At 28.4% G+C, this 15,202-nt stretch carries 11 protein-coding genes and 1 tRNA gene; 11 read left to right on the top strand and 1 reads right to left on the bottom strand.

What is annotated here, in order from left to right; genetic code table 11:
• The 8 genes from CVV26_01220 to CVV26_01185 all read left to right on the top strand — a co-directional run.
• Positions 1 to 4,224: hypothetical protein (locus tag CVV26_01220; protein ID PKL72613.1), on the top strand; the 4,224-nt coding region annotated here is incomplete at its 5' end.
• A gap of 96 nt (positions 4,225 to 4,320) precedes the next feature.
• Positions 4,321 to 4,713 carry a hypothetical protein gene (locus tag CVV26_01215; GenBank protein ID PKL72612.1) on the top strand — a complete coding sequence of 131 codons (393 nt, stop codon included), beginning with the start codon at positions 4,321 to 4,323 and terminating at the stop codon, positions 4,711 to 4,713.
• A 24-nt stretch (positions 4,714 to 4,737) separates the two neighbouring features.
• A complete protein-coding gene (secG, locus tag CVV26_01210; protein ID PKL72611.1) occupies positions 4,738 to 4,956 on the top strand; it encodes a preprotein translocase subunit SecG in 219 nt (72 codons plus the stop codon).
• A gap of 61 nt (positions 4,957 to 5,017) precedes the next feature.
• Positions 5,018 to 5,419 carry a hypothetical protein gene (locus CVV26_01205; protein ID PKL72610.1) on the top strand — a complete coding sequence of 134 codons (402 nt, stop codon included), beginning with the start codon at positions 5,018 to 5,020 and terminating at the stop codon, positions 5,417 to 5,419.
• A gap of 84 nt (positions 5,420 to 5,503) precedes the next feature.
• Entirely contained in the window at positions 5,504 to 7,387 is a 1,884-nt protein-coding gene (locus tag CVV26_01200; protein ID PKL72609.1) for a hypothetical protein, read from the top strand.
• Between the two features lies 1 nt (position 7,388).
• Positions 7,389 to 7,472: transfer RNA gene (locus tag CVV26_01195), tRNA-Leu, on the top strand.
• Between the two features lie 206 nt (positions 7,473 to 7,678).
• Positions 7,679 to 9,442 carry a hypothetical protein gene (locus tag CVV26_01190; GenBank protein ID PKL72608.1) on the top strand — a complete coding sequence of 588 codons (1,764 nt, stop codon included), beginning with the start codon at positions 7,679 to 7,681 and terminating at the stop codon, positions 9,440 to 9,442.
• Between the two features lie 57 nt (positions 9,443 to 9,499).
• Positions 9,500 to 10,589, top strand: a protein-coding gene (locus tag CVV26_01185; protein ID PKL72607.1) for a peptide chain release factor 2 whose coding sequence is annotated in 2 segments (ribosomal slippage) — positions 9,500 to 9,565 and positions 9,567 to 10,589 — 1,089 coding nt in all. Because the reading frame shifts where the segments join, the coding sequence is not laid out codon by codon here.
• A 399-nt stretch (positions 10,590 to 10,988) separates the two neighbouring features.
• Here the strand turns inward: CVV26_01185 and CVV26_01180 are convergent.
• Positions 10,989 to 11,225 carry a hypothetical protein gene (locus CVV26_01180; protein PKL72606.1) on the bottom strand — a complete coding sequence of 79 codons (237 nt, stop codon included), beginning with the start codon at positions 11,223 to 11,225 and terminating at the stop codon, positions 10,989 to 10,991.
• 510 nt (positions 11,226 to 11,735) lie between these two features.
• On the opposite strand from CVV26_01180, the gene CVV26_01175 reads away from it, so the two are divergent.
• The 3 genes from CVV26_01175 (at position 11,736) to CVV26_01165 (ending at position 15,197) form a co-directional block, all read left to right on the top strand.
• Positions 11,736 to 14,414 carry a hypothetical protein gene (locus CVV26_01175; GenBank protein ID PKL72605.1) on the top strand — a complete coding sequence of 893 codons (2,679 nt, stop codon included), beginning with the start codon at positions 11,736 to 11,738 and terminating at the stop codon, positions 14,412 to 14,414.
• The gene (locus CVV26_01170; protein ID PKL72604.1) at positions 14,389 to 14,874 is read left to right on the top strand and encodes a hypothetical protein; all 486 of its coding nucleotides are present in this window, start codon (positions 14,389 to 14,391) and stop codon (positions 14,872 to 14,874) included. Before CVV26_01175 ends, CVV26_01170 begins: the two co-directional genes overlap by 26 nt.
• An 80-nt stretch (positions 14,875 to 14,954) precedes the next feature.
• The gene (locus CVV26_01165) at positions 14,955 to 15,197 is read left to right on the top strand and encodes a hypothetical protein (GenBank protein PKL72603.1); all 243 of its coding nucleotides are present in this window, start codon (positions 14,955 to 14,957) and stop codon (positions 15,195 to 15,197) included.
• Positions 15,198 to 15,202 lie beyond the last annotated feature (5 nt).

The raw sequence follows: 15,202 nt of genomic DNA, 5'->3' as shown, positions 1-15,202 counted from the left end.
GGAACTGTTACAATTCCTAATTTAGCAGTTACTTCTGGCGCTTCTTATACTTCTAATCTTAATCCGTCAGTTGATAATGCTTATGATTTAGGCACTACAACTGCGAGATGGAAAACACTTCATGTTGGTCCGGGTAGCGTAGTGGTTCACAATGATGCGACAAATACTCTTAAAGCTACTTTAGGCTTTTCTGGCACAACAGCTCAATTAGTTACTGATGCAACCACAGCTTTACAATTAACTACTGGCACTAATACTGGTTTAAATATTAGTACTACTGGCGCGGCAACTTTTGGTGGAGCATTAACTGTTACTGGCGCAACTACTTTGAATGATAATTTAACTATTGCCACAAACAAGAATTTAACAATGACCTCGGGCAGTGGAGTATTTTCTCAAACTTTTAATAATACCTCAGCAACTAGCCCTCATTCTTTAACTTACACTTATTCTGGAACTGGCGGATCTCCAGTTGGAATGCAGATTTCAGCAACCAATTCTCCAATAACTACAGCTGATTCTTTGAGTTTATTTAAAATTACAGCTACTGACACTGGAACTTTAGCTAATACAGTTAAAGGGTTAGATATTGACGTTACCACAGCCAACGCCAATGATACAACTTACGCTGCATTATTTAATGGTGGCAATGTAGGAATAGGTACAACAAGTCCTTCTCAAAAATTAGAAGTTGTATCTACAATTTATGGAGGTGAATCGATACCTATACAAATAACAAATATAAGCAGTAATCTAAATTCTGCTGCTACACTAGGGTTTAGAGTAATCAATGCTGATACTATTACCGGAAAAATTACTAATACTAGGGTTGCTCCCGGTGATTATTCTTTGTATATGGGACCATATGCTTCTTTTCAAGCAATGACAATAAGGACTAGTGGAAAAGTTGGAATAGGAACAACAACCCCTAACGAACAACTTGAAATAACAGGTAATTTTAGATTGCCTGCTACAACAGCAACAACAGGCATAATTAAACAAGGAGCTGATACATTATTACATACAAAAGGTGCTGGTAATGTTTTCCTAGGTATTAACTCTGGAAATCTAACAACAACATCATATAGTAGCACAGGAGTTGGGAAACTTTCTTTAAGTAGTCTTACTTCTGGTTTTGAAAATACTGCTATTGGATATGGTGTATTAGGGGATAATACTACTGGTTATGCTAATACTGGTGTAGGACACTATTCTTTAAAGTATAATGCCACTGGTTATAATAATACTGCTATAGGAAAAAATGCTTTTTATTCTAATACAACAGGAAGTTATAATACTGCTATTGGAGATAATTCTCTCTTTAATAATAAACCTATTAGTAAAGCAATCACAGCATTTGCTAATGCAACAGATGGTATAACAACAGTTACTTCTGAGGATCACACACAAACTAATGGAACAACTATCCAAATAACAGGAACAACAAATTATAATGGCTTTTATACAGTTGCTAATGCTACTGCTGATACTTTTGATATTGAAAAAGTTTTTGCAGGAACAGAAACAGGTTGGTGGAGTATTGCTACACAAGGGAGATATAATACAGCAATAGGACGGACTTCTGGTTATAATATAACAACAGGTTCTAGTAATACTTTTCTAGGTTATGGAGCAGGTTATACAGGACAACAATTAGCAACTGCTGATAATTCAATAGCAATCGGTGCTAGCACATACACAACAGCAAGCAATCAAGCAATGTATGGCAATTCATCAATGACACAACATATATTTCAAGCAGGAAATGTAGGAATAGGCACAACAAATCCAAGTGGATTACTTCATATAGCAAGAAATAATACAGGCAATGATATTCCACAAGGAGAAATAATTTTATCTAGATATTGGGCTAGTCCAACAAATACAAGAGCCAGCGCTATGTTTGATTATTTTAATTCAATAGCGGGAAAAGAAACATTAGCCTTTGGTGTAAGCACTTCCCTTGCTCCTAATCAGTTAAGTCAAATAAAAATGGTAATTCAAGATGATGGAAATGTTGGAATAGGCACAACAACTCCTTCTCAAAAGTTAGATGTTGTAGGAAATATTCAAACACAAACTTTAAAAATAAATTCTGGTAGTAATCAGATATTTACATTAGCAAAAAGTGGAACTAACGAATTAATAATTGCTAATGATAATACAACAGATTCTTATTTAGAAGTTGGTTCAAATAATTTAAACACAAGGGCTTTTAATAGTTATTTTAGATTATGGGGGGCAGAAACAGGCGGTTGGAATAATAAATTAGAATTAGGACAAATTAATAATTCATATGGAATTATACAAGCAACAGGAAATTTAGCATTACAATCAAGTGGTGGAAATGTTGGAATAGGAACGACGACGCCAAATAGTAATTTAGATGTTTATTCAACAGCAGGTGGAAAAATAAGACTTTCTGGTAGTAATGCATATTCATATGGTGAAATAAGATTTTCAAGTAGTAATGGGGGTTATTTGAATTATGGATCATCAATTGAAGGGACAGGAGAAGGGATGGGGATGGATATAGGAGATTTAAGATTTAAAACAGGATATGGAATATTACCACAAGAAAGAATGAGAATAACAGGTGGTGGAAATGTTGGGATAGGAGCAACAGCGCCGGGGGCGAAGTTGACAGTTCAACAAGACGGAACAAGTAACATTGTGGACTTTAAAGATGGAACAACTTCAGTGTTTACAATTGCTGATGGCGGAAATGTAGAAATTACAGGAGATATTATTTCAAAAGGAATAAAATGGACCAGTAGATCTACTGCTGGTATGAATAATGGTTGGAATTCAGTTGCCTATGGTAATGGTTTATTCGTCGCTGTTTCTGAAGATCTTACTAATCGAGTAATGACTTCTCCAGATGGAATTAATTGGACAAACATAGCTACTCCTGTGGCAAATAGTTGGGTTTCAGTTACCTATGGCAATGGTTTATTTGTCGCTGTTTCTTGGGATGGTAATTTTAATCAAATAATGACATCTTCAAATGGAATTAATTGGACAAGCAGGACTACTCCTGTTAATAATATTTGGAATTCTGTCACTTATGGTAATGGTTTATTCGTCGCTGTTTCTGAGGATGGTTCAAGTAATAGAGTAATGACATCCCCAGATGGAATTAATTGGACAATTGGATCTAGTATCCCTGAAAGAAGTTGGCGTTCAGTTACTTATGGCAATGGTAAATTTGTTGCTGTTTCTTTTAGTGGCACTTTAGATCGAGTAATGTATTCTTCAAATGGAATTAATTGGACAATTGGGGTTACTCCTGCTGGTGATTATAATTGGTATTCGGTTACTTATGGCAATGGTTTATTTGTCGCTGTTGCGCAGTCTAGTACAGGCAATCAAGTAATGTATTCTCAAAATGGAATTAATTGGACAAATGCGACTACTCCTGCTGGTATTTATAACTGGAATTCGGTTACTTATGGCAATGGTTTATTTGTCGCTGTTACGCAGTCTAGCTCAAGCAATCAAGTAATGACTTCTCCAAATGGGACTAATTGGACGTTAAGAGCAACCCCTGCTAATAATTTTTGGAGTTCAGTTACCTATGGCAATGGTTTATTTGTTGCTGTTTCTTATAGTGGTACTGATAATAGAGTAATGACTTCTGGAAAAGCAGATTTAAATATTATTGCTACAAACAATATTTATCAAGGAGGTATAGATGTGAGAGGGAGAATTGGGATGAATACTTGGACAGCTGATGGAGATGTCGCAGTTTACAAGGATGATGTTACTGGCAATCTTGGTCTTATTGCTTCTGATAAAAGACTTAAGAAAAATCTTATACCTTTACAAGATAGTCTTTCAAAAATTACTAAACTTCAAGGTTATCTTTATAATTCTATTGATGAGCCTGACGATGCAAAAAAACGGTTGGGTTTAATTGCCCAAGATGTAAAAGAAGTTTTACCTGAAGCTACTTTTAGTTTTAAAAATGAACAACAAGAAGAATATTTTAGTATTCATTATGAAAAATTAACCGCTCTTTTGGTCGAAGGTATTAAAGAACAAGAGAAAAAATTATCTAAATTTGAAATTGACGAAAATGGTAATTTGAAATTTAAAACAATAAAAGCAGATAAAATTATTACTAAAGAATTTGAAATGATCGATCAAGCGACAGGCGATGTTTATTGCACATGGATTGAAAATGGTGAATGGATAAAAAATCCAGGAGAATGTTCTCAGTAATTTAGAAATTTATAGATGAAATAAAAATAAACTAGGCGGGAGTTATCCCGTCTAATTTATTTGACAAGTTTTTTTATTCATATATAATAAATTTATATGAAAAAAAATTTAACAAACACAAAAACAGAATTAGTTAATATGACGACACAAGAGTTTAAAAAAATACTTCAAGAGAGTTTAAAGGGATTTGCCACTAAAGAAGACTTGGATGAAAAAATTTCTTCATTACAAAATGATTTGAATTTTTCAATAAAATATGAAATAAGAGAAATAAAAAAAGAAATAATTAGATTAGAGGATAGGATTGAGAAAATGTACAATTTATTAGATGGATTTATTAATAATGTTTTAAAATTAGATGAAGAATTTACCTTTATAAAAGTTCAGATGGATAGATTAGAAAAAGAAATGAATGATGTAAGGCAACAGATTCGGATGGTTACTTGTCCTGAATGGACAAAGAAAAATGGAAGTATATTTAAAAATTAAATTAATTTAATTTAGAGATCTGTTATGAAAATTTTAACCATTATTCAAGTTATTGTTTCTATTTTTTTAATAATTAGCATCTTACTTCAAAGTAAAGGTAGTGGATTGGGAGCGGTTTTTGGTGGTGGAGAAAATATTTATCAAGTTAAACGGGGAATAGAAAAATATTTATTTATTTTTACTATTGTTCTTTCTATTTTATTTTTGGGACTGGGAATAATAAATATTCTTTTAGCCCAATAAATTTTTATTTTCACCCATAGGGTGGTCAGTCTTTGACTGATATTTTTAATTAAAAAAATATATGGACAAATTAAATAAAAAAATAGTATTAATAGTGATTGCAATTATTGTTTTTGTATTGCTTTTAGCAGGCGCAACGGTCTTTTTATTAAAAGAAAAAAATAATAAACAAGAAATTGCCTCTTCTCAAAGAATAAAAGAAAAAGCGATTAATTATATTAATAAGAATATTTTAGCGGGAAAAGCAGTTGCTTCTATAACAAATATTTCTAAAGAGCATGATCTTTATAAAATAAAGCTTAAAATACAAAACAATGAGTTTGATTCTTATATTAGCAAAGACGGAGTACTTTTATTCCCACAGATTGTTGATTTAGATGTTCCAGTAAAACCTGAGGCAAATATTCCAACATCTCCAACTCCAACTCCAACTCCAACTTCGATTCCAAATAGTACTAAATAAATTATCTTTGTTTTGGAATATGATTTTTTAAACGAAAAATAATATATATTTTTATTTATTTTTTTCGCTTTAAATTTTTAATTTATATTTATTGTGTCTTCTTTTTTTAATAAAAATTTTAAAGAAAAATCTTCTTTCCAATTTTCCAAACAAAAATTTCAAGTTTGGAAATTAATAAAACAATTTCAATCTCATCAATTTCCTAATTTAAAGCAATCTAAATATTTGTTTCGTTTTTTAAATAAAAAAGAAAAATTAATTATTAAAGGATTATTTTTTTTAATTATTTTTTGTTTTCTATTTTTATTCATTAGATTATATTTTTCTCAAACAATTGAAGTTCCTAAAATAGGGGATCAATATATTGAAGGATTAGTAGGGAGTCCCCAATATATTAATCCTATTTTAGCTCCAATAAATGAAGTTGATTTGGATATTTCCCAATTGGTTTTTTCTGGTCTTTTAAAATATAATGAGAAACAAGAAATTGTTTCGGATCTGGCCGAAAAATATGAAATTAGTAAAGATCAAAAAAAATATACTTTTTTTCTTCGAAAAAATATATTATGGCACGATAAAGAAAAATTTAGTGCAGAAGATGTAGTTTTTACTATTAAAAGTATTCAAAACCCTGCTTTTAAAAGTCCTCTTTTAAATAATTTTAAAGGGGTAGAAGTTAAAAAAATAGACGATTATACTGTTCAATTTATATTAGAAAAGCCCTTAACTCCTTTTTTATCTAGTTTGGTTATAGGAATTATTCCTTTGCATCTTTGGAATAATATTTCTCCTAATCAAGCTAATTTAGCTATTTATAATTTAAAACCTATTGGCACTGGACCGTTTCAATTTCATTCTTTAACTAAAGATCAAAGAGGGTTAATTCAGTCATATATTTTAAAAAAGAATCCTTTTTATTATAATAAAAAAAGTTATTTAAATAGAATTGTTTTTAAATTTTATTCAGATTTTAAAGAAGCTTTTTTAGATTTAAAAACAAAAAAAATTAATGGTTTGAATTATTTACCCAAAGATTTTTTATCTAAAAAATTAGACGAAACGATTTCTCAAAAAGATTTTATTTTTCATTTTCTTTATTTGCCTCAATATATGGGTATTTTTTTGAATCAACAAAAAAACCCATTATTAAAAGAAAAATCTATACGTGAAGCATTGGTTTTGTCTTTGGATAGACAAAAAATTATAGACGAAGTATTAGATCAAGGCGGTGAAATTATTAATGCTCCAATTTTGAAAAATCAAATTGGTTATAATTCTAAAATTAAAAAATATAATTATGATCCTGAAAAAGCAAAACAACTTTTAGATAAAGCCGGATGGAAATTAAAAGAAGAAAATCAAGAATTAAAAATAATAAAAAAAATAGACACAAAAATTGAAGTAAAAAAAATTACTGAAAATATTAAAAAATCTTTTCTTTATAGAAAAAATAAAGAATTGAAAATTATTTTAAGTACTGTTGATCAGCCGGAAAATGTAAAAGTTGCGCAAATGGTTCAAAAATTTTGGCAAGATATTGGGATAAAAATTAATTTAAAGATTATTGATTTTAAAAATATTCAAGAAGAAGCAATAAAATCAAGAAATTATGAGGCCTTGTTTTATGGTAAAAATGTAGGATTTGATCCTGATCCATATCCTTTTTGGCATTCTTCTCAAATTAATCATCCTGGACTTAATTTAAGTCTTTATTCTAATAAACAAGCTGATCAGCTTTTAGAAGAAGCGCGAAAAATCAGCGATTTAAAACAACGTGAGGCAAAATATTTTAAATTTCAAGATATTTTAATAGAAGATTTACCAGCTATTTTTCTTTATAATCCTACTTATACTTATATTGTTGATAAAAAAATAAAAGGAATTAATGTCTCAAGGATTATTAATCCATCAGATCGCTTTATTGGTATTGAAAATTGGTATTTAAAAACAAAAAGAAAATTTAAATAATGGGCGAGTGATGGAATTGGTAGACATGCAACGTTCAGAGCGTTGTTCCGTTAAAGGAGTGAGAGTTCAAATCTCTTCTCGCCCATTTTAAGAAACCCTTCTGTTTTAAGCCCCCTTGATAAAGGGGGTTGGGGGATTTCAGAAATTAAGAAACCTCCTTAATCCCCCTTATCCCAATCCCATCCCCCTTATCAGGGGGACTTTATGGAAGAAGGATTTTCAAAATTATTTCTATTTTTTTAATTTTTATTACTCGTTACTGATTACTTGCTACGAGTTACTTACTTTTTTATGTTTGATTTACAAACAAAAAATTCAATTCCTATTCAACAAACAAATACTTCTCATCAAGCTTATTTTAAAAAAGAAATTGATCCTGCTCAACAAAAAGACGAAAAATTAAAAATTATAGCATTGGGAGGGTTGGAAGAAGTTGGGAGAAATATGACTGTTTTTGAATATGGCCAAGATATTATAATTTTGGATATGGGAATGCAATTTCCTGAAGAAAATATGCCGGGCATTGATTATATTATTCCTAATATTGAATATCTTCGAGGAAAAGAAAAAAATATTCGAGGCGTTATTTTTTCTCATGGTCATTTAGATCATATTGGTGCCGCGCCAATTCTTTTAAAAAAATTAGGTAATCCACCTATTATTGGTCGCGATTTAACAATTGCTATGGTTAAACATCGTCAAGAGGATTACGAAAAAAATTCGGCTAAAAATTTAAAAGTTATTATTATTAAAAATATTTATGATCAATTAAAATTAGGTTTGTTTGAAGTAAGTTTTTTTCCAATTGAACATTCTGTTATTGACGCAGTTGGTGTTATTATAAAAACACCTTTGACAACTATTATTCATCCCGGTGATTGGACCTTAGAAAAAAATATAGAAAATAAATCAACGATTGATTATTCTTTTCTTTCACGACTTCCAAAACCAACTATTTTAATGTTGGAAAGTTTGGGCGCTGTTGATGTTAGAGAAAGCGCTACCACTTATGAGATGGAAAAAAATTTAACCAAACTTATTACAGAAGCGCCAGGCCGTCTTATTATTGGTACTTTTTCTTCTCAAATTAAAAGAATTGGTTGGATTATTGAAACAGCGGATAAAATTGGTAAAAAAGTTGTTTTAGATGGCTATGGCATGAAAATAAATGTGGAAATTGCTAAAAAACTGGGTTATATTAAAGAATATAAAAATACTTTAATAAAAATTGAACAAGCTAAAAATTATCCAGATAATAAAATTATTGTTCTTTGCACTGGCGCGCAAGGTGAAGGAAATGCTGTTTTATCTCGCATTATTGAAAATCAACATCGTCATATCAAATTAAAAAAATCAGATACAATTGTTTTTTCTTCTTCCATTATTCCAGGCAATGAGCGAACTATTCAAAGACTTAAAGATAATCTTTATCGTCAATGTGATAATGTTATTCATGGCGATATTATGGATATTCATGTTTCTGGTCATGGTAATCGCGATGATATTATTTATATGCTTCAAACAATTAAACCAACTTATTTTATTCCTGTTTATGCCAATCATTATATGCTTAAAGAAGCGGCTAAATTAGCTAAAAAAGTAGGCATCAAAGAAGATAAAATTTTTGTTCCAGATAATGGGCAGATCGTTGAAGTTGACCATAAAAGCGTTTTATTAACCAATAAAAGAGTCCCAGCCAATTATGTATTTGTAGATGGTTTAGGTATTTCTGATGGTAATAATATTGTTTTGCGTGATAGAAAAATGATGGCGGAAGATGGAATGTTGGTTATAATTTCTACGATTGAGAGTAAAACAGGAAAATTGATTGGTAATCCCGACATAATTTCTCGAGGATTTGTTTATATGAAAGAGAATAAAGAATTAATTGAACAAATTCGTAGTAAGGCAAAAAAAATTCTTAAAGATAATGATCCTAGATCCAGAGCTTTTGATACATATTTAAGAGATAAAATTAGAAATGATTTAGGGCAATTTGTTTATACAAAAACTCAAAAAAGGCCAATGATTTTACCAGTATTAATTGAAGTGTAATTTGTAATTTTGGATTTGTAATTTGAAAAATTTTTTTTAAATTTTTTTGCTTATTTTATGCAGGATTTAATTAATAAAATTAAAGAATTAAAAAAGAAACTTTTCAAAACAGGGAGGTTTCTTTGACTTTACTGAAAAAAAAATAAAAATTAAAAATTTAGAAAATGAAATAAGTCAGCAAAATTTTTGGCAAGATTTAGAAAATGCAAAAAATAAAAGCAAACAACTAAGTGATTTAAAAGAAGAATTATTTAATTTTGAAAAATTAACTGAAGAAATAAATGATTTATTAGAAATTGCTTGTTTAGACAAAGAAGCAAAAGATGTTTCTCTGAGAAATGAAATAGAAACGAAATTATTTTCTTTAAATAAAAAATTCGAATATTTTGAATTTTTTATTTTGTTTGATAAAAAATATGATTCTTACAACGCTATTTTAAATATTCATGCTGGCGCTGGAGGAGTTGATGCGCAAGATTGGGCAGAAATGCTTTTGCGAATGTATTTAAAATTTTGCGAAAAAAGAAAATGGCAAGTAAAAATTATTGAGGAATCCAAAGGTATGGAAGCCGGAATAAAAAAGATTGCTTTAGAAATTCAAGGAAATTACGCTTACGGGTTTTTAAAATCAGAAGCTGGGGTTCATCGTTTGGTTCGCATTTCTCCATTTGATGCAGAAAAAATGCGACATACCTCATTTGCTTTAGTTGAAATTTTACCTGAATTAGAAGTATTGGAAGAAATAAAAATTGATCCAGAAAATTTAAGAATTGATACTTTTTTGGCTTCGGGTCATGGCGGACAAAATGTTCAAAAAAATGAAACTGCTGTGCGCATTACTCATCTGCCAACTAAAATTGCTGTTAGTTGTCAAAATGAACGCTCACAATTACAAAACAAAGAAATGGCAATGAAATATTTACAAACAAAATTATATCAACGATATTTAATTGAAAAACAAAAAGAAAAAAAAGAATTGAAAGGTGAATTTAAGCCGGTTGAATGGGGGAGTCAAATTCGTTCCTATGTTTTACATCCCTATCAAATGGTCAAGGATCATCGAACTAATTGTGAAACAAACGAAATTGAAAAAATATTAAATGGCGAAATAGACGAATTCATTGATGCGTATTTAAAATTAAAATAAAAACAAAAAACACAAAAACAAAAAAATACAAGAACACGAAAATAAAGAAATAATTAACAATTAACAAAATTTGTAGGGGCGATTCTATGTAATCGCCCAATAAATGTGTTTGTAGGTCGTACCCCAAAACATGGGTATGACATTTCTAAATTACTTTGACATGTGGAAAAAAATTTGACAAATTTTAAAAAATAAGTAATAAATAATTTTATTAATTGCTTATGGTTTCTTCTTTTCTCCTCTTTCTCCCTCAGTCATTTTTAAAAGTTTTTAACTTAGAGACCAATAGCTAATTTCTTACTTATTTTTTACTATTCCATTCTAAATCTAAATTCTATTTTTTATTTCATTTTAAATTTTTAAACCATCGCCTTTTAGGTGATTTTTTTATTTCTAATCTCAATGCTTGGATTTTTTATTTTTTGTAGAACATCCTAACCTGGGGTAGACGAGAGCCTCTGCTCTCATCTTTTGTTCTTTTTCTTTTGGTTGGAGCAGAGGCTCCAATCTACCCAAATCTTTTGGGAGAGTGTCAAAGTATTTTAATTTTACATTTTGTTTTTGTATTTTGTAGGGGTGAAACTGTGTTTTCGCCCTGTGGGTGATTACATGGAATCGGCCTACGGGATTTTTCATTGAATTTTTTTTACCATTTTGTAGGGGCGGGTTTTATGCCCGCTCTTTTTTTTGAGACCCTACATAAAATTGTGTCTGGTATAGTAAAAATTATTATTGACGCATCCGTAGGGGCGTACCCTTGCGTACGCCCAGAAATAAAAAACAAATAATTTAATTTAATGGGAAATTCCGTAGGGGCGTATTGCAATACGCCCCTACGGAATGCAAATTGTTATGCAATACAATTCCGAAATTTTTTTTTAGCTAATTTTAGCTAATAGTCCATAGACTGTTCTATGGACTAAGAAATTTCATTCCATTTTAAATTCTATTTTTTATTTTTTGTAGAACATCCCAACCTACCCAAATCTTTTGGGAGAGTGTCAAAGTATTTTAATTTTACATTGTTTATCAATATTTTTTTAATATTAAATTAAGGGTTAAAAAAGACAAAAAATTAAATTTATGTTAAAATAAAAACAATAAATTTTGTTTATTTTAACATTCATAATTTATAATTTCTGTCTTATGTTTTTGCAAAAATTAGAATTAAAAGGATTTAAATCTTTTGTTGATAAAACAATTTTAGAATTTAATTCTTTATCTAAAACAATAAATAAAAAAGGTATTGCTGCGATTGTTGGACCTAATGGTTCTGGGAAATCCAATATTGCCGATGCTGTTCGATGGGTTTTGGGTGAACAAAGCGCTAAATTATTACGCGTTAAAAAAACAGAGGATATTATTTTTGCCGGATCTCATAAAAAATCCCAATTAGGTTTTTGTCAGGTTGATTTATATTTAAACAACAAGGATCATTCTATTCCAATTGATTATTCGGAAGTAGTAATTACGCGTCGTATTTATCGAGATGGTGAAAGCGAATATTTAATCAATAAAAATAAAGTTAAACATCAAGATGTAATTATACTTTTAGCTAAAGCGCATTTTGGTCAAAAAAGTTATAGCGTTATTGGTCAAGGAATGATTGATTCTGTTTTAACGTCTTCTTTTCAAGAAAGAAAAGAATTTTTTGAAGAAGCAACTGGAATAAAACAATATCAAATTAAACGCGAGCAATCTTTGCGTAAATTTAAAAATTCAAAAGAAAATTTAAAACAAGGAACTCTTCTTTTGCAAGAAATTAAACCCAGACTTGAATCTTTAACCAGACAAATAAAAAAATTAGAGTTCAAAGAAACCTTAGAAAAAAAATTAAAAGCATTGCAAGTTCAACATTATTTTTATCATTGGCAAGAATTTGATAAAAAATGGAAAATAGAAAATAAAAAATGGAAAACAGAAAATGAAAAATATCAGGCAATAAAAAATGAATTAGAAAATATTCAAAAAAAATTAGAGCTGTTAGAAAAAGAAAGTTCAAGAGAAGAAATTTTTCAAAAACTGCAAGATGAATATAATTTCATTTTAGAAAAAAGAAATCTTTTATTAAAAGAGCAAGTAATATTGAATGGTAAAATTAATTTAGAATATAAAAAAAATAATCAACAAGATTTAATTTGGTTAAAAAATCAACAATTAAATCTAAATAAACAATTAGTGTCTATTGAAGAGGATTTATTAAAATTAGAAAAAAATATTCAGAATAAAAAAGATTTTTTAGAACAAAAATTAAATGAAGAAAAAAACATTATCTTTGAAATTAATGAAATTGAAAAAAAGATTTTTGAAAACAAAAGCAAATTAGAAGTAGAAATCAGTTTAAGTATTTCTGAAATTTCAAATGAATTGGAAAAAATTTATCAATTGCAACAAGATTTTGTTGATCAAATAAATAAAATTGAAACCGCGGAAGAAATTAAAGAAATAAAAAAACAAGCTCAAATAATAAATCAAAAATTGGCTGATTTTGCTAAAAAATTAAATCCAAAAAATAGCAAAGAAAAAAATGAATTTCAAAAAAAATTATTAGATTATCAAAAGAAATTTAATGAATTTTTAAACAATAAAACAAATTTAATTGATAAAATTAATAATTCTAAAATTGATTTAGAAATAGAAAAACAAAGAAAAAAATTAATAGAAAATAAAAAAAATGAAATAAAAGAAGCTTTAGAAAAAATTAAATTTGAAATTAAAGAAAAAGAAGCCAAGCCATTGGATAAAAAAGAAGCTTTGATTATTTTTGAAAAAGAAAATAAAAAAATAGAAGAAGAAATAGAAAAAATTGATCAAGAATTTAAAAAAATTAGAGAAGAAATAAACAATTTTAATCAAAAAGAACAAGAAAAAAAAGAAAATCTTTTTATTTTGCAAAGAAATTTTCAAGATAAACAAAGAGAATTTAATCAAATTTCTAATTTTATTAATGAAATAAAAATTGAATTAACAAAATATGAAACAAAAGAAGAAGATTTAAAAGAAGAAATTATTAAAGAATTAGGAGAAACAGAATTGGAAAATATTCAAAAAAATAAAATAGATTTAGAAATATTAAATGAAAAATTATCTTCTGATTTATCTAATGATATTTTTCGTCTTAAACATCAATTGGCATTAATTGGTGGAATTGACCCAGAAACAGCCAAGGAATATCAAGAAACAAAACAACGCCATGATTTTCTTTTAGAACAATCTGAAGATTTAGATAAAACAATAAAATCTTTGGAAGAAATAATTGTTGAATTGGATAAAATTATTGAGAAGCAATTTAAAAGTATTTTTGAAAAAATTAATGAAAAATTTGAAAAATATTTTAAAATTCTTTTTAATGGCGGGGAAGCAAAATTAGTTTTAATAAAAGAAAAAGAAGATTTAAAAAATGAATTAAATCAAGAAGAGACAGAAGAAGAAGCGCTGTTGCACTCAAATAAAGCTATTGAAGGAGTAGAAATTTGCGCTACTCCTCCAGGAAAACGTTTAAAAAATATCAATACGCTTTCTGGTGGAGAAAAAGCCTTGACTTCTATTGCTTTAATTTGCGCTATTATTGCTAATAATCCACCTCCTTTTATTATTTTAGATGAAGTGGATGCTGCTTTAGATGAAGCCAATTCAGAACGGTTTATTAAAATTTTAGATGATCTATCTCATAAAACTCAATTTATTGTTATCACTCATAATCGAGCGGTCATGGAAAAAGCTGAAATTATTTATGGTGTCACAATGAATAATGAAAGTGTTTCTAAAATTTTAAGTATTAAATTAAAAGAAAAAATATTTGGAAGTTTGTATTCTAAATATTGAAGATTTTTTTATGGAAATAAATATTGAACCATGGCAAGTTGTGTTAGGATTAATGGCAATTATAATAGTATTGCTAATATTTTTTAAATTTGTTAAAATAATAAAAAGTATTTTTCGCGGGAAAAAACTTTATGGAATAGATAAAAAAGAAATTAAAAAAAGATGGCAGGAAATTGAAGAATTATTAAATAAATCAAGTGAAATGAGTTATAAATTAGCGGTAATGGAAGCGGATAAGCTTTTGGATCATATTTTAAAATCAATGTTTTTTTCTGGTAGCACTTTAGGAGAACGATTAAAAGTTGCTTGCTATAAATATGAAAAATTACGCGCTGTTTGGTGGGCGCATAAAGTGAGAAATCAATTAGTTCACGAAACAAATTATCATCTTAATTATAGCGAAGCTAAAAAAGCTATCAATATTTTTAAAAAAGGATTTGAGGAATTGGGAGTGATGTAATAAAATTTTAAATTTAATTTTAATTAATGGGGTTTAATGGCTTTAATATTTACAAAATCATTTTATGAAAGGATAAAATTATGAAAATAACTCGTGAAAAAAGTCCATACGAACAATTTGAAAAAGAAACTGTATTTTTTTCTACTGGTGCTAAGTGGCATGAAGAATGGGAACAATGGAAAAAAAATGTTCTAAGAGCAATAGAAAATGGAACTATAGACAAAGATTTTGTTATTATTGTCCCTTCAGAAGAATTAAAATGTTTTGTTATAAAAGAATTAGAAGAGGCAAATATAATTGCAGAAGTTAAATTAGAAAAATAATTGGA

Source organism: Candidatus Kuenenbacteria bacterium HGW-Kuenenbacteria-1 (assembly GCA_002839745.1).
GTDB lineage: Bacteria > Patescibacteriota > Patescibacteriia > UBA2591 > PGYQ01 > PGYQ01.
Note: the sequence above shows the minus strand (reverse complement) of the source record. Positions and strands in the feature narration are given on the sequence as shown.

Bases quoted from the DNA above. Each gene is read 5' to 3' on its own strand.
- CVV26_01180 (PKL72606.1), bottom strand. From the start codon at position 11,225: ATGAAAAATCCCGTAGGCCGATTCCATGTAATCACCCACAGGGCGAAA.
- CVV26_01165 (PKL72603.1), top strand. From the start codon at position 14,955: ATGAAAATAACTCGTGAAAAAAGTCCATACGAACAATTTGAAAAAGAA.
- CVV26_01175 (PKL72605.1), top strand. From the start codon at position 11,736: ATGTTTTTGCAAAAATTAGAATTAAAAGGATTTAAATCTTTTGTTGAT.
- CVV26_01190 (PKL72608.1), top strand. From the start codon at position 7,679: ATGTTTGATTTACAAACAAAAAATTCAATTCCTATTCAACAAACAAAT.
- CVV26_01215 (PKL72612.1), top strand. From the start codon at position 4,321: ATGAAAAAAAATTTAACAAACACAAAAACAGAATTAGTTAATATGACG.
- secG (PKL72611.1), top strand. From the start codon at position 4,738: ATGAAAATTTTAACCATTATTCAAGTTATTGTTTCTATTTTTTTAATA.
- CVV26_01205 (PKL72610.1), top strand. From the start codon at position 5,018: ATGGACAAATTAAATAAAAAAATAGTATTAATAGTGATTGCAATTATT.